The following is a 20,157-nucleotide window of genomic DNA, read 5'->3' on the forward strand; positions in this document are numbered from 1 at the left end:
TTAGTTAGCAACGTAGTCCTGCTGATGGGGTGCGTCTACTGGTAGCCACCGGCATACTTGGCTCATGAAATTCACTACCACCATCGTGGGCGATGGCAACAAGGCGGGCATCGAGGTTCCGGACGAGATCGTTGATGGGCTGGGTGCAGGCAAGCGGCCCCCGGTGGTGGTGACCATCAACGGCCAGAGTTATCGCAGCAGCATCGCCGTGATGGGCGGTAAATATATGGTGGGTGTCAGCTCGGCAAACCGTGAACTGACCGGGGCTGCGGCGGGGGACACCGTGGACGTCGGCCTTGAAGTGGACACCGAACCGCGGGTTATCGAGGTTCCCGAGGACCTGGCCGCCGCGCTGGACTCGGAGCCTGACGCGAAGGCGTTCTACGCCACTTTGAACTACAGCAGCCAACGGCGCTACGTCGAGCCGATCGGTGATGCCAAGACCGAGGAGACGCGCGCCCGGCGGATCGCGAAGGTAGTTTCGGATTTAAAGGCCGGCAAGAAATAGCATCCTTGGGACAGGCTCGTTGGCAAGAACTTGAACTGAATCACGACACGTTCCGTCCTCTGGGTTCACTACTAAGTCGTGACAGGCTGCAGGGCGCACTCCGGATGCGGAACAGCTGCCACAGTCGATGAGGAGATGAGACCCTCTTGTCGGCTGGTCACGGCGCACGAGCAGGGCCCCATCTCTCGGCTGGCCGGCCGTGCGTGTGTCCGCTGGCTCAGCGGACAGTGTGGCCGGCTCTGACTTAGACCACCGGGGCCGGCCACATCCGGAGCGTTTTTGGTCCTGGCCTCAGGGCCAACGTTATGATGTCCGGGTTCCGTTTCTTGCCTTGATCGGGCGCTGGAGGATGAAGACCTAATGCTGACGACGCGGCGAATCATGGCCTGCCTGGCGTTCCTTGTCCCGGTTGCCGGGCTTTCAGGGTTCGCGGTGGTCATGGCCTCCAAGATCGTCAAACGGGGTCCCAAGGACTATCGCCGGGCTGAGATGACGGAAGACGGACGACGCATCCGCATCGACTTGGACGACTACACCAAAGCCCCGGGCGACTTCGGCGTTTTCGATCCCGCGACAGAGAAGTACACGCGAGTCGGCGAGGTCACGCTGATCAATGAGGACAAGAAGTACGTAGAACGGCGGGTTGATTCTCTTGGGTCCGCCACGGGTAGTCTGGGGCCAATCGTCGACTGGACCCCGGACGTGTTTTTCGAGCCGTCTTCTGTCGGAGGAAGCTACAAAGAGGTGGACGTCCCCACGGAGTATGGTGCGGCGCCTGCATGGCTCTTCGAAGCTGAAAACACGGACGTATGGGTGATCCATATCCATGGCAGCTGGACCGACCGCTCCATCATGTTCAGAGACGTCCACGCATTCAGTCCTTTGGGATTCACCTCCTTGGTCCCCACATTTCGCAGCGACCCGGAGGTCAGCCCACCACAGGCCGAATCGAGTCACCTTGGTCAAACGGAATGGCGTGACGTGGAAAGCGCCGTGTCCTACGCCGTAGCTCATGGAGCCAAGCGCATTGTTCTCTCCGGCTGGTCAATGGGTGGGACCATTGCCCTCCTCACAGCGGAGCACAGCGCCCACCGGGACCGGATCGTAGGGCTTGTCCTGGTAGGCCCCGTCACGAGCTGGCGGAAGGCCATCGCGGCAGGGGCAGTGCGGGCAGGGGTGCCGGCAATTGGTGCCGGCCTTGTTATGCGCCTGTTGGAGGCTCCGTTGTTCGCCAGGATGCTCGGGCTGGAGGAACCGATCGATTTCGATGCACTTGACTGGGTGGACGTACCTAGCCGGGTGGCAGTCCCCACCCTCGTCTTGCACTCCAACGCAGACCAAGAGGTGCCTTGGGAGATCTCGGCCGCGTTCCAACGTGCGAATCCGGCCACCGTCACCTTGATTACACTCCCTGAGGCTCACCATACCCAGGAGTGGAACGCCTCGCCCTCTGCCTTCACCAATGAACTCAAGAGCTGGGTCAGCAAGACGATCCTGAATTGACTAAAGCTACGTCTGCGCGTCCAGCTTGGCTTCAATGTGGCTGATCCGGCCCTGAACAGACTCCGGGAACTCCATCAAGTTCACCCGCTCGTAGTTGTGCAGGACTATAAGGCTCTTGTAGACGCCATTTTCGAGTGTCTCGTTGAAGAGGTCCCATGCCGGACTGACGCGCGACCGATCTGCGTTAACCCGCATTCTCATCGCAGTCAGCCATAGGGCATCGATCATCCAGAGACGCAACCTAGGGAGCTGCTTGGACAGGAAAAGAATCAGCCACCCCGCCGCCGTCACCGTGAGGCCTATATAGAAAAGGCGGTCGAACCAGGTTCCGATCGCTCGGGCGAAGTCGTCCCAGGGCGAGAAGTAGTACAGCACCACATACGCGATATGGCAGGAAACAGCCACTGCAACCACCATCAAGCCCGCTGAGAATGTTGCGTATGGTCCCTTGGCGTTGTGCCGAAGCATGTAGATGATCCTGAGCACGGTGAACAACAACGCGAACATGTACGTCCCGCTGTACACGGCAGTTGCCAGCTGGTCCATGCGGGTATCGATGAAGTCGGCAGCCGTTGGAGCTTTGTCCGCAATCAGGGAGAAGCTGGCAATCATGACGGGAATGCTCAGCAGCGGAGCGTAGTAGGTCCATCTGACAACGGGTACGTTCGCCAAGCGCCGCACGCTGTCGTTGAAGAAGAAGATCGCCAGCAGCGCGAAGATGGCCTGAAGCAGGTTTGTCACGTTGACGCCACCGAGGTGGCTGTCGATGTCCTCCAAGGGTGTCACCGTTCCCAGGACATAGAGAGCCGCGAGTCCGAATACTGACGCCACCCACGACGTCCGGGATTCCGCCACTTTGATCACCGATGGGATCCGAAGGAGGCACAGGGCGCTCAGCAGCGCGAAAAGCAGCAGTTTCATGGTCTGTTATAGGAAAGGATCAGGATCGGACGAGCTGCGTGAACGGGTCTTCTTCGACATCTCGAAAGCGAAGTCCTCCACCCACCGTTCCACGGGATGATTTGGAACGGACCGGCACGTGACACTGATTGCGTCCGCGGTTTCCCGCAGCATCTCTTCGGAGAGGTCCGGCAGAGCCAAGGCCATCTGAAAGCTCTCCAAGTAGATGTGTCCGAGCTCGTGATATATGCAGTGAAGTTTGTATTGTTGCGACTTCTGCGGGGGAAAATAGACGTTGATGCGGTCTTCGAATTCGGCTTTGAATGCCGTCAGCGAACCCCAGGACTCCTTGTACTCGATCAGATTGATCGGCTTCTTGCAGATCACGGTCAAGCGGTCCACAACTTCCTTCATGGACGTGGTGCCGTCACCGCATAACTCTCGAACCTTGTCCTGAACCGGCGGGAGAGTCATTCATCCTCACCGTTCATCGACGCATCGATAATCCTGGTGATTGTCCTTAGCGTTTCGGGCGAAGTTGCCCCAAGGTTTCTCGCGGCAAAATTCTTCACCTTGAGCTTGCGCATCTGCACAAGGAACTCCATCCGCGCTTCTACCTCGGGAGGAGTCTCACTGTTGAGATCAACGAGGTAACTGGCTGGTACGGCAAAAACGAGCTCGGCGATGCCCTTCAGGAGTTCTTGATCCGTCACCAGGCTGCCAGTGCCATTGATTAAGTACGACCACCGTGTTCGCGACATGTGGATTCCGTGAGCAGAAAGTGCTTCCTCGACATGAGGGTAAGTGAGCGCCGTGTTGTTATCGGACTCCCAGATATCCACCAGGATGCCCATGCGATCCGCCAGGCGCTCTTTCTTCTGTTGTTGCGTTAGGAACACTCTGGGGGCCCCATTTGCCATCGTTAAAGCTCCTTCAGCCAAGGTCAGCTGTTTATGGTGCGACCGCTGCACAGAGCAGGCGGACAGCCGACAAAGAATTTTACCTGATGCTGTTCACAGCGTATAGGCCATGAGTTACAACTGAGTTGTACATGTGCGGAGCATGTCTGTAGGCTGTCGCTTACTTGATTTCTTGGGGGATTCAAGTCCGCACCGCCGAAACCCGCCCTGGGGACAGGTTCTCAGGAGCCGGGTTTCGGCGGCACTTACCGTGGCACTGTCACGAACCCTGCCGGCATCTCTCGTCCCCGGAGCGGATCCTGCTCAGATTACCTGCGCTATCTTGCGTAATGAATCACCCCGGTGCGCCACATAAAGCGCGGGAGAGAAGTGGCGCTTGAGGGGATGATCTGTGGTGCAAAAGGACTGTCGGAACGACCACTGCCTGGAGGGGTTGATCTGGAAGCAAGTCGGTGAGTTCCCTGATGGGCCTTGCCCGGATTGCGTGGCCGAGGACCAGGGCCAATCTGGGGACCAGGACCAACTCGGGAAACCGTCCGGCCCAAGCGTGCTGAGGAGTTGGCAGCGCAGGGTCCTCCGCAGATAAGCGCGTCTCTTTAGGCGACCGCCGCCGTCGATGCCTTCCGCGCTATCAGCGCGACGCCCGCTGAGGATGCGAGGAAGACAGCACCCAAGACTGCCCACCCCAGTGCACCATGTTCGACCACCGTGGCGGTCACCACGAGCGGTGCGAGCATGGCGCCCAGCGCTGATCCCATACCGAACATCCCTTGGTAAGCGCCGGCTTGGAGTGGGTTGGCGAGCTCGAAGCTGAGTCCCCAGGCTTCCGCTTGCGAGAGGATTTCCGCAAACGCATGAAGGAGAGCTGCGCCGCACAGCAGGGCGACGGCGGCGATGACCGGCGCCCCGCCCGCCGATGCGTAGAGCACGCAGGCTACGGCCATGAGCATCCCACCAGTAAGCACGATCTTTCCTGCACGGCGAGGGTGGTCGGTGCCCCGGGAGAGCGGCACTTGCAGCAGGACGACACACGCGGTGTTGATGACAAGGATGACGGATATCAGGACCTCCGGGGCACTGGTGTCCTGTGAAATCCACAACGGAACACCCATTTCGGCGAGTCCGAACTGCATGCCAAAAATACCGGACAACACGGTCAGCAGTACGTAGCGACGGTCCCTGAAGGGGGAGATTCCGCGCTTCGGTGCCGGGGTGGCGGGATCACGGCGCGGTGCGTCTACACGCTTGGGGAGGCGGCGGAGGTGCAGGGCGCTCAGGATGTAGACCACGCCGGCACCGATCATCATTCCCCGGAATGCGTCGGCGGTTCCGGCCAACAGTGCGAGTCCGGCAATCATGCCTCCAACAGCAATGCCGAGGTTGGTGACGGTGCGGAGGACTGCGCGCGCATTCACACGGTGAGGGCCGTCGAAAGCCCTGGCGATGATTGCGGAACGCGTGGCGTTCGCACCCCGATCGAGGCCTACCGCGATGCAGGCAAGCACGACGGCGGTACTGAAGTTGCCGGCGAACGTGTAGGTTGCGATCGCGAGGCCTTGGGTGGCTACCATCCCGACCAAGAGCCGACGCGCGGAAAAGTGGTCGGCAAGTCGACCGCCGATATACGAAGTTGCGACGCCGACGCCGCTGGAAACCGAGAGGATCACTGCGATTTCCACGGCGTTCAGGCCGACAAAGCGGCTGAAGTACAGCACGGTCAGGGTAAGGAAGATGCCGCGGCCCAGTGTGGAAACGAGGATGGCTGAAGCGAGGATCTTGAGGGTGGGATCGGAGAGTGCCACGCGGAGGGTGCGCTGTGGGGCAGGAGCGGTGTCTGCGGGGGATTTAGTCACACCATAGTTCTGCCACCCCCTGACAGCGGTTGGAATTGATGTAGCTTAATGCTTCATGTTGAGGTACGAATTGTCAGACGCAGACCTGGGCGGCGTGCGTTTTGGCATCTCGCCTTTGTGCGAACTTGGACTTTCCTTGAGGGCTATTCGCGATCCCAGCCAGTACCCACTTCAACTACCTTGGTTGCGTCGGACAGAAGAGGCCCGTTCGCGCCTGGACCACGAGGGTTTGCTGGCCCTGGTTGATGACCGATTGTGGACGCCGGACTTCCTGAACCCCCGGCCCGAGTCCCCACTCACCCGGATCGACGACGAGTTCGCGGCATTGGAGCAGATTTCCGCCGAGCAGTTTCATGGTGACCTCATCCGGGTGCACGGCGATGTTCCGGCTGTTTTCGCCGGCCCTGTAGGTCCGGCGATCCGGCGAATGGTCCGTATCCTCCGGGAGTTCTGGGACACCTGTTTCGCCCCGCACTGGCTGCGGATGCGCACCATCCTGGAAGCGGATATCGTCTACCGCGGCCGGCAGATTGCGCAGGGCGGCCTGTTCACCATGCTCAACGATTTGTCCGGTGCAGTGGAGTTCGACGGCCGCGTCATTTCCGTGAGACTGAAGAACCCGGCGTCGCGGACCGAAACGACTGACGGTCTGGGGTTGACCCTTGTTCCCACCATGTTCACCCGCAGGGCTTCTGCTCCCGTGAACCACGGCGACCCGCCGCTGCTGATGTACCCGGCCCGGGGCCAAGGTGCCATGTGGGAGACCGAGCGGGTCACGAATCCGGCCGCGATAGTCGCCGTGTTGGGTGAGGTTCGGACCAGCCTGCTCACGGCCCTGGCTGCTCCCGCCTCGTCCACCGAGTTGGGCCTTCGTTTCGGCGTCACAACGTCCGCCGTGAATCAGCATCTCAGAGTGCTCCGAGACGCCGGACTCGTGACCTCAACCCGCTACGGACACAGCGTGCTCTACTTCAGGAGCGAGCTGGGCGCGTCGTTGCTGTTGGGGTGATCGCTGAGGCCGCCCGACGGCGGCAGGCGGGTGCCGCCGTCGTGCGTTCAGTCTTTGCGCAGACTGTATGTGCTGACTACGTTGCCCTTACTGGTGGCGTACTGGTTCTCGAGAACGAGCCGGTGCAGGGGATCGCCGTCTTCGAAAAGTCGTCGCCCGCTGCCGGCCACCACAGGGTGTGTCATCAGGGTGAGCTCGTCGAGGATGCCCGCGAACAGCAGCTGTCGGACCAAGGAGATGCTGCCGCAGACAGCGATTTCGCCGCCTTCCCGCGCCTTCAGGTCGGTGACGAACTGCTCAACATCACCCTCGATCAGGTGCGAGTTCTCCCATTCAAGGGGCTCGGTGAGGGTGCGGGATGCAACGAACTTCTCCACAGGGTTGATGAAGGCGGCAAAGTCGTCGTCTTGCTGCGCGTTCGGCCAATAGCTAGCCCACTCCTGGTAGCTGACGCGACCCAGAACCACGGTGTCCACCGTGTTGATCATTTTGGTCAGTCCCGCGCCGAGTTCGTCGTCGAAGCTGTCGAACTGGAACTTGAAGGGGTCCTGCACCACGCCGTCCACTGAGTGGAAAAGGCCAGCGGTAACTTTGCGCATCTGTGTCTCCTGTTGGGCGGCGGCGTTGAACGGCGCTGTTAGGCGGCGCGGCTGGTGGTTTGGAGGATGCGGGGCGCAAGGGCCGTCACGTTGCCGAACTCTGCGGGCAGACGGACCGGCACCTCGTGGAGCGCGGCGTACCCTTGGAGTTGATCCAACGCGTCCTCATCAATGGTCGCTTGGGTAAGGTCCATTTCAACTCCGAGGCCACCGCCCAGGCTCTTGGTCCGTTGGACCACGGGGTAGAGCCCCTGGAGGCTCAAAGTGGTCACACGACCGGTCGCTGCGATCTGGATCAGTTCGCCGTCAACGTCGACGCGAACAACTACGGAGAGCTTGTCGCTGGCCAATGTACTGCCTTTCATCCTTGCTGCCACGCTGCAGCGCCCCCCAGCGTATGCGTCGGGTGTGACCTGCGCAACATTGCGACGGCGGAACTGCCGCCAGCGCTGCGGTCACATAGCACGTATTCCTGCGAGGAAACTGTATTCTCTACCGAGAGGCCTCTATCAGGCCATCCATAGCCTGAATATTGGGGGAGAAGTGCGCTCAAATACCGACGCTGGCGTGCCGGAAAAGTCTCGTCAACATAGGCTTTTGTCCAAGCTGACGGCTGCGCTTGTGGCCGTGCTGTTGATGATGGTCGGGCTCCCTGCCCTGCCGGCCCAGGCCGCCACAGTGGCGAGCGAAGCTCCCCAACTCACAGCCGTGGAGTTGGTCTCTGCAGCCCAACTAGCGCCTGGGCAGACTGCGAAGGTGCGATTTACTTTGAGCCAACCGGCTCAAAGTGTCGTATTCAGCTACTACGACGAGTCGCTCTCGGAGACCCGCCAAATCAAGTGGTCGGGGAATCCCGGCCCGGGCGCCTTTACCGCGGAAGCCTCGGCGGTCGTTGGCGGTGATGACTACTACGACGGCCTATACAGGTTGTCCTCCATTGACGTGAAATACGAGAAGCCAGGCGTGGATTACCCTTATGTCCGGTTCCTCCGCAATAGCACCTATGAGGCCTTAAACGTAGACGGCGCCGGGGACCCTCGCCTTCAGTCACTGGACTTTGTTATCAAGAACCCGTCTCGTGTCCTGCTTGTACCGCAAAACACCCTTGCGCCTAGCTTTGCAGCCAGGATGGATCTTGACTGGAGTCGGGCGGTTCAAGGAACGATTTCCCCGGGCTCATGGACCACGGGCGTCAATATCATCAAGGTGCAATGGGTTGTGGACGGCCTGGTTGAGAATTACGGCACCATGGCCTCGACGAAACCCTTCGTTGGTTGGGCATCCTCGCCTAATTACGGGAAGAGCCTCAAGCTTCGGATCACCACCATTACGCCCGGTTTCAAATCAGTATCCGCAGAGTCGGTGCCGTACCTGTTCGTTGCCGCCAGCCCCTTCGTTATATCAGGCAAGCCGTGGATCGGTTCCACGTTGAATACCAACTTTGATGTCGCGTCCATTGAGGGCATTCCCCTCGGCGCGAAACCCAAAGTGGAAGTGCTTTGGCGAACACTTTCGACGTCCTATGCTGGATCACCGGCGGCTCCCGGCGCGAGCTACCTGGTCAAAGACTCAGATGGCGGGGGTTCAATATCGGCTCTAGTCGTCATTTCCCTTGACGGCAAAATTGTTGGTCGTTTCGGCAGTGAATGGACGGCCGAAGTGACTAACCCTGCTCCGTCGCGACAGTTTGAGAGTAGGGGAGTCAGCGACTATTACATGGTTCGAAGTGCTGATGGCAGGCTGTGGGAGTGGGGCCCGTACTTTGGAGCGTTCCCCAGGGAAATCGGAACGGGGTGGAATGTCTTTGACAAGATCTTCTCCCCCGGCGACTTCAACGAGGATGGGTTCCCCGATGTCATGGCCCGGAAACCGTCCGGAGAATTGTGGATGTATCCCACCGACGGACAGTCGTGGTGGAAACCCGCGTCCGTCGTGGGCGTCGGCTGGCAGGGAATGACTGAACTCATTGCTCCCGGCGATTTCGACTCGGATGGCCACGACGACGTCCTGGCGAAGGACCGCGACGGCAGGCTGCTCCTTTACCCCGGCAACGGCAAGGGCGGCTGGTTGGCTCCCCGACAAGTTGGTGCTGGTTGGAATATGTTCAAAAGGGTCTTCTCGCCCGGTGACTTCGACGGAGACTCGCACGCAGACCTCCTCGCCACGAACAGCAGTGGCCAGCTGTTCCTCTATTCCTCAAACGGCAGGGGAGGATGGCTAGGCGCCAAGGTGATCGGCTCCGGTTGGCAGTCCTTCAAAACGATCTATAGCGCAGGAGATAGGGACGGCGACGGCTGGCACGACGTTCTGGGTGTCGATGGCGCAGGGTACATGTACGTCTACCCATTCAAATCGGGTCACTGGAAGCCGCGCTATTTGGTTGGCGCGGACTGGGACGTCTTCACCGCACTGTTCTAAGCAGCGGGCAACTTTGTAGCGAAACGGCAAGTGCCGCCGTCGTACTTCCTGAAAGTACGACGGCGGCACTTGCCGTAAGTAGACAGGGCCCGTTAAGCGGTTTGGCCGGCGTGCTGGCCCTCGGAGATCTCCTCCACAACCTTGCTGTTGAAGGCGGGGAGGTCGTCCGGAGTGCGGCTGGTAACCAGGCCTTGGTCCACAACGACTTCTTCGTCCGTCCAGTTGGCGCCCGCGTTCTTCAGGTCGGTTTGGAGCGTGTGGTATGAGGTGACGTTGCGGCCCTTGATGACGCCGGCGTCGATGAGGATCCATGGTCCGTGGCAGATGGAAGCCACCGGCTTGTGCTGCTCAAAGAACGCGCGGGTGAAGTTCTGCGCATCCTTGTCGACGCGGAGATGATCGGCGTTGACGACGCCGCCGGGGAGGACCAGCGCGTCGAAGTTGGAGGCATCCGCGTCGGCCACTGCAAGGTCGACGTCGAACGTGTCGCCTTTGTCCACGCCGTTGAATCCTTGGAGTTTTCCCTTGGAGGGGGCCACAAGGGTGGGCTCGCCGCCGGCGTCCTTGACGGCCTGCCACGGGCTGGTGAGCTCCACCTGCTCCACGCCGTCAGTCAGCAGAAATGCGACCTTCTTGCCTGCGATGTTGTGTTCTGACATTGTTCCTCCTCGTTGCGCAGCGGGGTGCTTTTTGGGCGATGCCGCCGCTGTGAGAGTTGTTTGTCTGACCTGTTCCACCCTAGGGAAGGATGCTTTAGTAAGCAAGCTGACTAATTCTGAGTATTCACTGGGAAAGTTGCTTAACTATCGAATAACGATAGAATCTCATTGTTGTTCGATAAAGGAGATTCCCATGGGAAAGCTGACAATCCTCGCGCTGCGGATCGTCATCGCGATGGTGCTCGCTGGCTCGCTGTTCATTCAGCTGTGGATGGTGCCGTTATTCTCGGTCGATCTAGTAGAGGCCGGAGCTCCGGACGGTCCGCGCATTGCGCTGCTGGCCATCGTGGTCCTGGGGATTCTGTGTGTCCAGGTGGTGGCAGTCTGTGTGTGGCGGTTGCTGACAATGGTGCGTCGCGGCACCGTGTTTTCGCATGGAGCCTTCCGTTTCGTGGACATCATCTTCGGGGCCATCGCCTTTGCTGCGGTGCTGATGTTCGGTATCGCCGTGATCCTGGCTCCCGGTGAGATAGCGCCAGGCATCGTAATGCTGATCTGCGGGGCAGCGTTGATGATCGGGGGAGTGGCGTTGGTTGTGCTGGTGATGCGGACGTTGCTCGCCCAAGCCGTAGCCCGGGACGCAGAAGCGAAGCATCTCCGGTCCGAGCTCGACGAGGTGATCTGATGCCGATCATCGTGGATATCGACGTCATGCTGGCCAAGCGCAAAATGCCCGTAGGAGTGCTTGCCGAGAAAGTTGGCATCACGCCGGCCAACTTGGCTGTACTCAAGAACGGGCGAGCGAAGGCCGTGAGGTTTACAACGCTCGAAGCGCTGTGCGAGGTGCTGGAGTGTCAGCCAGGTGATCTGCTCCGGTGGGAGTCTGAGGATCGCTGGGATAGCGGAGACCCATCTGCCGGCGAGCTTCGTCCAACTGTTCCATCATCGCAACCGACTCCTCAGGAGTCATGAACGGGCTCTCCGCCAGTCCGGCCTGAAGGCAACGCGTCACCTCGCGCAGTTCGTAGCTGAATCCGTGCCCGGTCACCTCGAATCTTTCCGTTCGCGGCGTGCCGCTGCGTGGCTGGATAATGAGCTCGGCCGGGTTGAACAGGGGAGCAGAGGATCGCAGCCAACCTTCCGCCCCTCCGACCGTCACCACGCTGGGGCATTCTGCGCCGATTGACGTGATGAGCTGGGCATGCGCCCCGCCCTGGTAGCTCAGGGTGAGGGAGTTCTGCAGGTCGACCCCGTCAGGAGTCAAGACTCCGCTGGCGAGCATACTAAGGGGTTCACCGAAAACTCCGAGCGCCCACGTCAGCGGATATACGGCGAGGTCCAGCAATGCTCCTCCGCCGGCTGCCGGATCCCAGATCCGCGATGCAGGATCAAAAGCAGGTACGAAGCCGAGGTCAGCCTGGAGCCAGCGCGGCTCGCCGATCTCCCCTGACCGCAAGATCTCGACGGCGCGGCAGAAACTCGGCAGAAACCGGGTCCACACCGCCTCCATCAGAAACAGTCCACGCTCCCGCGCGAGATCAACCAGCTCGCGCGCCTGCACGGCATCCATGGCAATGGGCTTCTCGCACAGGACATGCTTCCCCGCCCTAAGCGCCGCCAGCGCCACTTCGTGATGTTGCGCGTGGGGCGTGGCGACGTAAACGACGTCGACGGCGGTATCGGCGAGCAGCCGCTCGTAGCCCGGCGCCCCTCCGGCGTCCGAATAGGCCGTGGCAAACCCGAACTTCTCGGCAAAGGCGCGGGCCGATGCCTCAGAGCGGGAGCTGACAGCCTGCAAGATGGCGTCGTCGAGGAGCGCCAGGTCCTGCACCACTCGCGCTGCAATGGAGCCGGTGGCCACCACTCCCCAGCGGATGGGGCGACCTGTCGCGACGGAAGGAGCCACGGTGCTGACGGGAGCAGGAAGCATGGAAGAGCCTTTCAGGGCATGGGAACGCTAAACGGAATCGCGGATCACGATCGAGGTAGGCATCCTGGTGACGCGTTCCGCCGGTTTGCCCTCGATCAGGTTCACCAGGGTCTCGGCCATCTTCTTGCCGAGTTCAACAATCGGGTGATGCACTGTGGTGAGGGCAGGCGTCACGGAGGTAGCAAAGGAATCGTCGTCAAAACCGACCACCGCGATGTCCTCCGGGATGCGGAGGCCACGCCCCTGGATGGCGGTATAGGCGCCGGCAGCCATCTGGTCATTCGCTGCGAAGACGGCGTCAAGGGGAACGCCGCGATCCAACAAGCGGCGCATTGCCTGGGCGCCCGATGCCAAGGTGAAGTCGCCCTCCTCCACCAAGCCCTCCCCAAGACCTGCCTCCCGCACAGCGGTCCGCCAACCGGCAAGGCGGTCGAGCCCGGGCGGCATGTCTTGCGGACCTGCAATCGTGGCAACGTTCTTTCGGCCGCTCTCGGTCAAGAGCCGGGTGACATCGTAGGCCGCTTGCTCGTTGGCCACATCCACGTAATAGCTCTCTTTGCCGCCTACCAAGGGACGTCCCGCAAACACCATGGGAAGTGATCCTGAAAGATGCGTCCAGGAGTTGTCACCACTGTGGTGTGAGACCACTAGGACGCCGTCCACGTTGCCTCCGAGCAGGAAGCTGCGGGTTTTCTCGGGCTTCGACTCCGAGGAGATCACCATGTTCAGCGTGTACTCGGTATCCGTGAGATACAGGGCGATGCCTTGAACAACAGAGGCGAAGAAGGGATCCGCGAAGACCTTGGACGTTGACTCCGGAACGATCAGCGTGACGGCATTTGCCCGTCGTTTGGCGAGCGAGCGTGCCGCGCGGTTTGGCGTGTAGTCGAGTGCAAGGATGGCCTTCCTCACGGACTGCGCCATCTCAGGGTCTACGCTCGGGCTGTCATTGACTACACGGGACACAGTGGCCCGCGAGACCCCGGCCAAGGCAGCCACCATCTCAAGGGTGGGTACCGGCCGGGGGCCGCTGGTGTCCTGCGTCATCGTCATCTCCGGAACGTAAGAAAAGTATGCCTTTGAAGGCTACTTTAGGCGTTCACAGTGGCGCTCGCCGATGCCTTGGCTGACGCAATGACCCGGGCGTATGCCAGTCCGCTGTCCTTGACCGTCCGCTCAAAGGTGTCGTAGTCCACGCGAACCACCCCGAAGCGCTTGCCGTATCCCCAGGACCATTCGAAGTTGTCCAGGAGCGACCAAACAAAGTAGCCGCGCACATCGGCGCCCTGATCGAGCGCCTCACCCACGGCTGCGATGTGGTCCAGGACGAACTGAGTCCGCTCGGCGTCGTGGACTGCACCGTCAGGACTGACGACGTCGTCGTATGCCGCACCGTTTTCCGTGATGTAGAGCGGCGGCAGCGCTGGGTATTCCTCGCCAAGGCGCACCAGAAGCATCCGAAGTCCATCCGGGTTGACCTCCCAGTTCATGGCCGTGCGTGGCAGACCGCGGCTGGGGAAGGCGATATCTTCCGAACCGATCCAGCACGACGACGTCGGACGGGTTGCGCCGCCCGAGTGGCCGTCGCCGTGTTCAGCGGTGGGGTGTCCGCTGATGAGGTCATCGTGGTAGTGGTTGACGCCCAGGAAGTCGATGGGAGCCCCGATGATGTCCAGATCGCCGGGCTTGATCACATCCCGAATGCCGAACTGCTCAAGATCATTGAGGGTGTCCTCCGGGTAGGCGCCACGGAGGATTGGATCCAGGAAGATTCTGTTCTGCAGCGAATCGAACCGCCGGGCGGCATCGAGGTCCACAGGATCGGAGGGATCCCGCGGGATGGAGTTGCTGAGATTGAGCGTGATCCCCAGCTGTTGGGCGCCGCGACTCCGCAGCTCGTTGACCACCAAACCGTGGGCGAGGTGCTGGTGATGGATCGCCGCGACGGCTGCTTCCGGTTCCTGGCGGCCAGGGGCGTGGACGCCTGCCGCATAGCCAAGGAGTGATGAGCAGAACGGTTCGTTGAAAGTGGTCCAGTGCTGGACCCGATCACCCAGAGCCGAATAGACGTCGTTCGCGTAGTCGACGAAGCGGTAGGCGGTGTCGCGGTTGGCCCAGCCGCCTTTCTCCTCCAGCGCCTGCGGCAGGTCCCAGTGGTAAAGGGTCAACCAAGGGAGGATGCCGGCGTCGAGCAGTTCATCCACCAGCCGCGAGTAAAAGTCCAGGCCCTCCGCGTTCACGGAACGGCCGCCGGGCCGGACACGGGACCAGCTGGTAGAGAACCGGTAGGAATCCAGGCCCAGCTCCTTCATGATCCTGACGTCCTGGGGCATGCGGTGGTAGTGCTGCACCGCGTCCTTCAGCGTCTCACCGTTGGCGACGGCACCCGGAATACGGGCGAAGGCATCCCACACGGAATCTTCCTTGCCGCCTTCGTGGCTGGCACCTTCCACCTGGGCTGCGGCGGTGGCCGAACCCCAGAGGAAGCCCTCGGGCCACACCCTGCTATGAGGTGTGATCGCTGGGTGGGTTGTTGCTTCGAATGGCATTAGCCCTTCACTGCTCCTTGCATGATTCCGGATATGAGTTGGCGTCCCGCTATGACGAAGAGAGCCAACAGGGGAAGTGTTGCCATGACGGCACCGGCCAGGACGATTGAATAGTCCACGTAGCGGGCCGACTGCAGTTGGCTGAGCGCCGTCTGCAAGGTGGGGTTGCCGGCGTCGAGAACCAACAGGGGCCACAGGAAATCAGTCCACGCCGTCATGAACGTGAACAGACCGAGGATTGCCATGGCCGGACGTGCGGCCGGGAGTGCCACATGCCAGAACGTTGAGATCATGGACGCTCCATCCATGCGTGCCGACTCGATGAGCTCGTCCGGGATCACGTCCACCAGGTACTGCCGCATGAAGAAGACACCGAACGCTGTGACCAGCGTGGGGATGACGACGGCGCCGATCTCACCTGTCCAGCCCAGCGTGCGCATCAGCATGAACAGCGGGATGATGCCGAGCTGCGTGGGGATGGCCATGGTGGCGATGACTGCCACCATCAGCCAGTTGCGGCCACGGAAGCGCAGCTTGGCGAACGCGTACCCGGCCAAGGTGGAGAACCCCACAACAGAGACGGTGATGATGCCTGAAATCAGTACGCTGTTGCCAAGTGCCAGCCAGAACGGGATGGTGTCGAAGACTTCCCCGACGTTGGTCCAGAAGTTGCCGCCCGGGAAAAGTGGCGGCCACGTTTCCCCGAGGGCCTCGTTGGAGCGGCTGCCGATGATGACGGACCACCAGAGCGGGTAGGCCGAGGCCAGGAAGAACGCGAGCAGCAGCCCATAGGTGAGGAAGCCGGGCCGGCGGCCGTTGCCGAAGAGTGCATTCCGTGCGGTCAGGGACCGGGAGGTTCGCTGAGGGGCCGGTGCTTGTGGGCGGTTTTGCGTGAGGGTCATTGCCCGCTCCTCGGGGTTGAGTCTGGTGCGGCGGCCGGTGCCCCTGCCGCTTGGGCGGCGAGGCCGGCGTCGTCAGCTTTTGCGCTCGCGGCCAAAGGGCGCTTCCGACGGCGGCGGCTGGCGGCCCCGCGATCGTCGCCATTGGTGGCGATACGGCGTGAGATCAGCCAGTTCACAATGCCGAAAAGCAGGATGATCAGGAACAGGAGCCAAGCGATAGTGGAGGCTTTGCCGAAGTTCTGCCGCTGGAAGGCCATTTCCCACAGGTAAAGCACGGTGGTCTGGAACTGCCGTGCCGTTCCACCTGCGGCCACGGGATCGAAGAGCCGGGGCTCAGTGAAGATCTGCAGCCCGCCGATGGTCGCCGTGACAATGACGAACACCACGGTGGGCCGGATGCTCGGGAGGGTGATGCTGAAGAAGCGGCGGACCGAGCCGGCGCCGTCGATCGCTGCGGACTCGTAAATATCGCGCGGCACCGACTGCATTGCCGCCAGGAGGATCAACGCGTTGTAGCCAGTCCAGCGCCAGTTCACCATGGTGGCGATGGCGATGTGGCTGGGAAGAGTGTCGTTCTTCCACATGATGGGGTCGATGCCGAAGCTCGACAGGATGTTGTTGATAAGCCCGTACTGCTCCCCGAACATGTTGGTGAAGATCATGGCCACAGCCACGGGAGTCACGACGTAGGGGAGCAGGATGCTCATGCGCCAAAAGGTCTTGGCGCGGAGGTTCTGATCCAGGACCGCGGCAATGATGGTAGCCATGATCAGCTGGGGGATGGTGGAGATCAGGAAGATGCTGACGGTGTTGAACAAGGAGTTCCAGAAGAACCTGTCCTGCAGCACCTCCGCGAAGTTTTGGAATCCTACAAACTCTCCTTGGCCTTTGAGCAGGTGCCAGTCGAAGAGGGAGACGAAGAACGTGTAGCCCAGGGGAAAGAGGCCCACCAAGGCAAACAGGATGAAAAACGGGGCGATATAGAAGTAGGGGGACGCCTTCATATCAAAGACGCTCAAACGTTGGCGGAAGGTCGGTTTCGGTTTACTGGCAGCCGATCTGCTCGCTGCCGGGCGGTTCAATGTGGTGGTCATGGACGGGTCTCAGACTCTGTGAGGGGGCCTCCGGCTTTTATCCCGGAGGCCCCACGGCCGGGTTCTGCTAGTTGTTGACCACGAGGTCGTTGAGGAGCTTGACGGCTTCGTTCCAGGCTTCATCCGCGGTGCCCTTGCCCGAATCGAGCATCTTGAGGGCGGGACCGAAGACGTTCTCCTGGATCACAGAGTCATCCGGACCCTTGAACTGGGCGATGACACCCTCAGCGCGGGACTCAAAGATCGCTCCGTAGGGAGCGTTGTTGAACAGTTCGTTCGGCTTGGCTGCTTCCACGATCTTTGCCTGGGCTTCGAGCGTGCTCGGGAAGTTGTTCGCTGCGGCGGACTGCTTGATCTGCTGCTCCGGTGCGGTCAGCCATGCTGCCAGCTTGGCTGCTTCAGCAGGGTGCTTGGAGCTCTTGGGAACCGAGAGGAAGGCTCCGCCCCAGTTGGAGGCGCCGCCCGGGAACACGTCAGCTACATCCCAGCCGCTTGCTGCCCCGCCGCCGGCGGACTCGAGCTGGCCCTTAATGGTGCCGAGCATCCACGCCGGGCATACGTGTGTTGCAAAGGAACCGTCCACGAAGGCCTTGCCGTTACCCCAGTCGAACTGGGTTTGGTTGGAGGACAGGCCATCGGCGGTGCCTGCAGCGAGCATGTCGAACTTTGCCCGCATCTCCTTGTTGCCCTCGACGTTCAGCTTGCCGTCTTTCGTGTAGTAACCCTCGTCCATCTGGTTGACCATGGAGTTCCAGACGAAGCCGGACTGGTCATACCAGGCCTTGCCGGTGGCCTCTTTGTACTGGCGGCCCAGCTTGAAGTACGTATCCCAGCTGGCGTCCTTGCCGCCGAAGAGCTCGGCCACCTTTTCGCGGTCGCTCGGTAGGCCGGCCGCTTCGAACAGCTTGCCGTTGAAGCACAATGCCTGCGGTCCGATGTCCGTGCCATAGCCGATCACGCGCCCGTTGGGGTCAGTGCCCTGCTTGTACTTCCAGTCCACCCAGTTGCCTTTGATGTCCTCGGCGCCGTGTTCCTTGAGGTCAACGAACTGGTCCGAGACCTCCATGATCGAGCCGAGCCAGCCCTCCTCGATGGCCGTGACGTCGCTGAGGCCTGAACCGGCAGCGAGCTTGGTGAACGCATCGGTCCTGGCGTTGGAACCGCGGTCGATGTTGGTGGCCTCAATCGTGACGCCGGGGTTCTGCTTCTCATATTCGGCATACAGGTCGTCGTATCCGAAAGTGCCGAAGGTGGTCACAGTCAGTGTGACGGGGTTGTCGGCGCTCGCCGCTTTGTCGCCTCCGCCGCTGCAGCCCGCGGCCACGAGGGCTAGTGAGGCTACGCCCGCCAGGGCAGTGAATTTCCTTAGTCGCGAAAACTCCACGATCACTCCTTTGTGTGTTCGAGCGACCGTACGCCGATGGCGAGAGAGCGCTCTCTGAGATGTGGGACCAATGTATGTGCTGCAAGTCACGTACGTCAAGAGAGCGCTCTCTGACGATTACTCTGTGTCTCTAAAAGACCACTCACGCCGAGGGGTTAGCTCTCGGGGTTATTGGGGGCCCTTTCTGCCGAAAGCTAACCCCTCGACGAGCCGATATCCCACGCTCCTCGGCCCCTTTTCTGCTGCAGGGTCTGTTGCCACTGGTGTTAGCGTTCGAGGGTGCATTCTGTTGAATACGGGGCGGGGACCCCAATTCTGATCATCCACGGGTTCTGCGTTGCTAGAGCGGCGCGCGGCGTTCATGGAGGAAGTGGGAGTGTGACGTTGGATAGTAGGCTGGGCTGAACCACGTGGGGGCGCCGGTTCCTCTCGAACGTCGAAGGAATCGTCGAATGAAATTCTCCATGTCCAGCTGCTCAAGCCTCCCGAAAACTTCAGCCAAACCGCCGACACGAGGGTTCGCCGGCGCTAAAACGGCCGCTGTCCTACTCGCCACCATGCTTCTCGCCGCGTCTGGTGCAACGGCGGCCACCGCCTCCGAAGAATCGCCCATAGTCCAAAACGACCACGCGATGGGATCGACCATTCGTGGTCATGAAAGCGCAGGCCAATTGTTCTCCATTCAGGCCACAGATTCCGCTTCTTCATTACCGGGTGTGCCGGGCATGGATGTCAGTAGCCACCAAGGGGTGGTGGACTGGACCAAGGCTGCAGCAAACGGGGCCAAGTTCGCGTACGTCAAAGCCAGCGAGGGGACCGAATACAGCAATCCGTACTTCGCTGACCAATATGCCGGAGCTGCTTCAGCCGGGATGCTGCGCGGCGCCTACCATTTCGCGCTTCCCAACGCGTCTTCCGGTGCCGCTCAAGCCAGCTACTTCCTCCAGAGCGGTGCAGCCTGGACGCCGGATGGAAAAACACTGCCTGCGCTGCTGGACCTCGAATACAACCCTTACGGCAGCACTTGCTACGGTATGACCCCTGGCGAGATGGTGTCGTGGGTCTCCGATTTCGCCACCACCATCCTGTCGCGAACCGGCCGCCTTCCTGCCATCTACACCACCACGGACTGGTGGAATACCTGCACGGGTAGGGCCAATGGCTTCGGAAACCACCCTCTGCACATCGCCAAGTGGGAGTCGACACCCGGGGCGCTGCCAGCTGGTTGGAATGCCTACACCTTGTGGCAGTACGCCGATTCCGGCGTGTTCCCGGGCGATCAGAATGTCTTCAACGGTACCGTCGGGCAGTTGACGGCCTTCGCCAGCAACCCCGGCCCCATTTTCTCCGACATATCCGGCGGGCAGTTCACCACTGAAGTCAATTGGCTCGGGTCCCGCGGCATTTCAACAGGATGGACCGAGGCCAACGGAGCCAGGACCTACCGACCCTTGGCCCCCGTAGCCCGTGACGCCATGGCCGCCTTCATGTACCGGCTGGCAGGCTCACCCGCCTTCACAGCTCCCGCCAAGTCGCCCTTTACGGACGTAGCCACGACCAACCCGTTCTACAAACAGATCACCTGGCTTGCCAGCAAGGGCATCAGTACCGGGTGGATCGAGCCCACTGGGACCAAGACCTACAGGCCCTTCGAGCCGGTGGCCCGCGACGCCATGGCCGCATTTATGTACAGGCTGGCTGGTTCGCCGGAGTTCAATGCCCCCGCGGAGTCGCCGTTTACGGACGTTGCCACGACCAACCCGTTCTACAAACAGATCACGTGGCTCGCGAGCAGCGGCATCAGTTCCGGATGGACCGAAGCTGATGGGACCAAGACCTATAGGCCCTTTGAGCCGGTGGCCCGCGATGCCATGGCCGCGTTCATGAGCCGTTTCGACACCAAGTTCGGGGACCAGTAGGGGCTGCTCC

The 20,157-nt window shown here is 61.1% G+C and carries 19 protein-coding genes and 1 pseudogene; 7 read left to right on the top strand and 13 right to left on the bottom strand.

All coding sequences use genetic code 11. From position 1 onward, the window contains the following. The first annotated feature begins 64 nt into the window (after positions 1 to 64). Together ARUE_RS00350 and ARUE_RS00355 are read left to right on the top strand one after the other, a co-directional pair. Positions 65 to 508 carry a YdeI/OmpD-associated family protein gene (locus tag ARUE_RS00350; protein ID WP_011772850.1) on the top strand — a complete coding sequence of 148 codons (444 nt, stop codon included), beginning with the start codon at positions 65 to 67 and terminating at the stop codon, positions 506 to 508. Positions 509 to 868: 360 nt separating this feature from the next. Further along, the gene (locus ARUE_RS00355) at positions 869 to 2,011 is read left to right on the top strand and encodes an alpha/beta hydrolase family protein (protein ID WP_014920321.1); all 1,143 of its coding nucleotides are present in this window, start codon (positions 869 to 871) and stop codon (positions 2,009 to 2,011) included. Positions 2,012 to 2,017: 6 nt separating this feature from the next. Here the strand turns inward: ARUE_RS00355 and ARUE_RS00360 are convergent, their stop codons facing one another. From ARUE_RS00360 to ARUE_RS00380, 4 genes are all read right to left on the bottom strand, one after another. Further along, a complete protein-coding gene (locus ARUE_RS00360) occupies positions 2,018 to 2,932 on the bottom strand; it encodes a hypothetical protein (RefSeq protein WP_143711591.1) in 915 nt (304 codons plus the stop codon). 6 nt (positions 2,933 to 2,938) lie between these two features. Next, complete coding sequence (locus ARUE_RS00365; RefSeq protein WP_014920323.1) at positions 2,939 to 3,385, bottom strand: hypothetical protein; 447 nt, start codon at positions 3,383 to 3,385, stop codon at positions 2,939 to 2,941. After that, the gene (locus tag ARUE_RS00370) at positions 3,382 to 3,852 is read right to left on the bottom strand and encodes a hypothetical protein (protein WP_286140006.1); all 471 of its coding nucleotides are present in this window, start codon (positions 3,850 to 3,852) and stop codon (positions 3,382 to 3,384) included. The genes ARUE_RS00365 and ARUE_RS00370 overlap by 4 nt, the downstream gene beginning before the upstream one ends. A gap of 575 nt (positions 3,853 to 4,427) precedes the next feature. After that, complete coding sequence (locus ARUE_RS00380) at positions 4,428 to 5,684, bottom strand: MFS transporter (RefSeq protein WP_014920325.1); 1,257 nt, start codon at positions 5,682 to 5,684, stop codon at positions 4,428 to 4,430. 70 nt (positions 5,685 to 5,754) lie between these two features. On the opposite strand from ARUE_RS00380, the gene ARUE_RS00385 reads away from it, so the two are divergent. Then, on the top strand, positions 5,755 to 6,693 hold the full coding sequence (locus ARUE_RS00385; RefSeq protein WP_286140008.1) for an ArsR/SmtB family transcription factor: 939 nt from the start codon (positions 5,755 to 5,757) through the stop codon (positions 6,691 to 6,693). A gap of 47 nt (positions 6,694 to 6,740) precedes the next feature. Here the strand turns inward: ARUE_RS00385 and ARUE_RS00390 are convergent, their stop codons facing one another. Together ARUE_RS00390 and ARUE_RS00395 are read right to left on the bottom strand one after the other, a co-directional pair. Beyond that, positions 6,741 to 7,292, bottom strand: coding sequence for a dihydrofolate reductase family protein (locus ARUE_RS00390; RefSeq protein ID WP_014920327.1), 552 nt, complete (start codon positions 7,290 to 7,292; stop codon positions 6,741 to 6,743). A gap of 38 nt (positions 7,293 to 7,330) precedes the next feature. Continuing rightward, positions 7,331 to 7,657 carry a hypothetical protein gene (locus ARUE_RS00395; RefSeq protein ID WP_014920328.1) on the bottom strand — a complete coding sequence of 109 codons (327 nt, stop codon included), beginning with the start codon at positions 7,655 to 7,657 and terminating at the stop codon, positions 7,331 to 7,333. A 232-nt stretch (positions 7,658 to 7,889) separates the two neighbouring features. Between ARUE_RS00395 and ARUE_RS00400 the strand changes: the two genes are divergently transcribed. Further along, the gene (locus ARUE_RS00400; RefSeq protein ID WP_286140011.1) at positions 7,890 to 9,710 is read left to right on the top strand and encodes an FG-GAP-like repeat-containing protein; all 1,821 of its coding nucleotides are present in this window, start codon (positions 7,890 to 7,892) and stop codon (positions 9,708 to 9,710) included. Positions 9,711 to 9,802: 92 nt separating this feature from the next. On the opposite strand, the gene ARUE_RS00405 is transcribed toward ARUE_RS00400, so the two are convergent. Next, complete coding sequence (locus ARUE_RS00405; RefSeq protein ID WP_011772860.1) at positions 9,803 to 10,369, bottom strand: type 1 glutamine amidotransferase domain-containing protein; 567 nt, start codon at positions 10,367 to 10,369, stop codon at positions 9,803 to 9,805. Positions 10,370 to 10,562: 193 nt separating this feature from the next. Here ARUE_RS00405 and ARUE_RS00410 point away from each other — a divergent pair, with 193 nt between their 5' ends. Together ARUE_RS00410 and ARUE_RS23545 are read left to right on the top strand one after the other, a co-directional pair. After that, positions 10,563 to 11,054, top strand: coding sequence for a DUF2975 domain-containing protein (locus tag ARUE_RS00410; protein ID WP_014920330.1), 492 nt, complete (start codon positions 10,563 to 10,565; stop codon positions 11,052 to 11,054). Further along, positions 11,054 to 11,341, top strand: a complete 288-nt coding sequence (locus ARUE_RS23545; protein ID WP_071162400.1) for a helix-turn-helix domain-containing protein — start codon at positions 11,054 to 11,056, stop codon at positions 11,339 to 11,341. Before ARUE_RS00410 ends, ARUE_RS23545 begins: the two co-directional genes overlap by 1 nt. Before the next feature lie 169 nt (positions 11,342 to 11,510). On the opposite strand, the pseudogene ARUE_RS25060 reads toward ARUE_RS23545, so the two are convergent. From ARUE_RS25060 to ARUE_RS00440, 6 genes and pseudogenes are all read right to left on the bottom strand, one after another. After that, a pseudogene (locus tag ARUE_RS25060) lies at positions 11,511 to 12,299 on the bottom strand (Gfo/Idh/MocA family protein); the annotation flags it as partial. Between the two features lie 27 nt (positions 12,300 to 12,326). Continuing rightward, complete coding sequence (locus ARUE_RS00420; RefSeq protein ID WP_014920332.1) at positions 12,327 to 13,346, bottom strand: LacI family DNA-binding transcriptional regulator; 1,020 nt, start codon at positions 13,344 to 13,346, stop codon at positions 12,327 to 12,329. 44 nt (positions 13,347 to 13,390) lie between these two features. Beyond that, positions 13,391 to 14,848, bottom strand: coding sequence for a GH1 family beta-glucosidase (locus tag ARUE_RS00425; protein WP_014920333.1), 1,458 nt, complete (start codon positions 14,846 to 14,848; stop codon positions 13,391 to 13,393). Further along, positions 14,848 to 15,750: a carbohydrate ABC transporter permease gene (locus ARUE_RS00430; protein WP_014920334.1), complete on the bottom strand. Its 903-nt coding sequence runs from the start codon at positions 15,748 to 15,750 to the stop codon at positions 14,848 to 14,850. The genes ARUE_RS00425 and ARUE_RS00430 overlap by 1 nt, the downstream gene beginning before the upstream one ends. Next, positions 15,747 to 16,844 carry a carbohydrate ABC transporter permease gene (locus ARUE_RS00435; protein WP_014920335.1) on the bottom strand — a complete coding sequence of 366 codons (1,098 nt, stop codon included), beginning with the start codon at positions 16,842 to 16,844 and terminating at the stop codon, positions 15,747 to 15,749. The genes ARUE_RS00430 and ARUE_RS00435 overlap by 4 nt, the downstream gene beginning before the upstream one ends. 67 nt (positions 16,845 to 16,911) lie before the next feature. Next, a complete protein-coding gene (locus tag ARUE_RS00440) occupies positions 16,912 to 18,228 on the bottom strand; it encodes an ABC transporter substrate-binding protein (protein WP_017198221.1) in 1,317 nt (438 codons plus the stop codon). Positions 18,229 to 18,680: 452 nt separating this feature from the next. On the opposite strand from ARUE_RS00440, the gene ARUE_RS00445 reads away from it, so the two are divergent. Next, a complete protein-coding gene (locus ARUE_RS00445; protein ID WP_014920337.1) occupies positions 18,681 to 20,147 on the top strand; it encodes a GH25 family lysozyme in 1,467 nt (488 codons plus the stop codon). The last annotated feature ends 10 nt before the right edge of the window (positions 20,148 to 20,157 follow it).

This window comes from Arthrobacter sp. Rue61a (assembly GCF_000294695.2).
GTDB classification, from domain to species: Bacteria; Actinomycetota; Actinomycetes; order Actinomycetales; family Micrococcaceae; genus Arthrobacter; species Arthrobacter aurescens_A.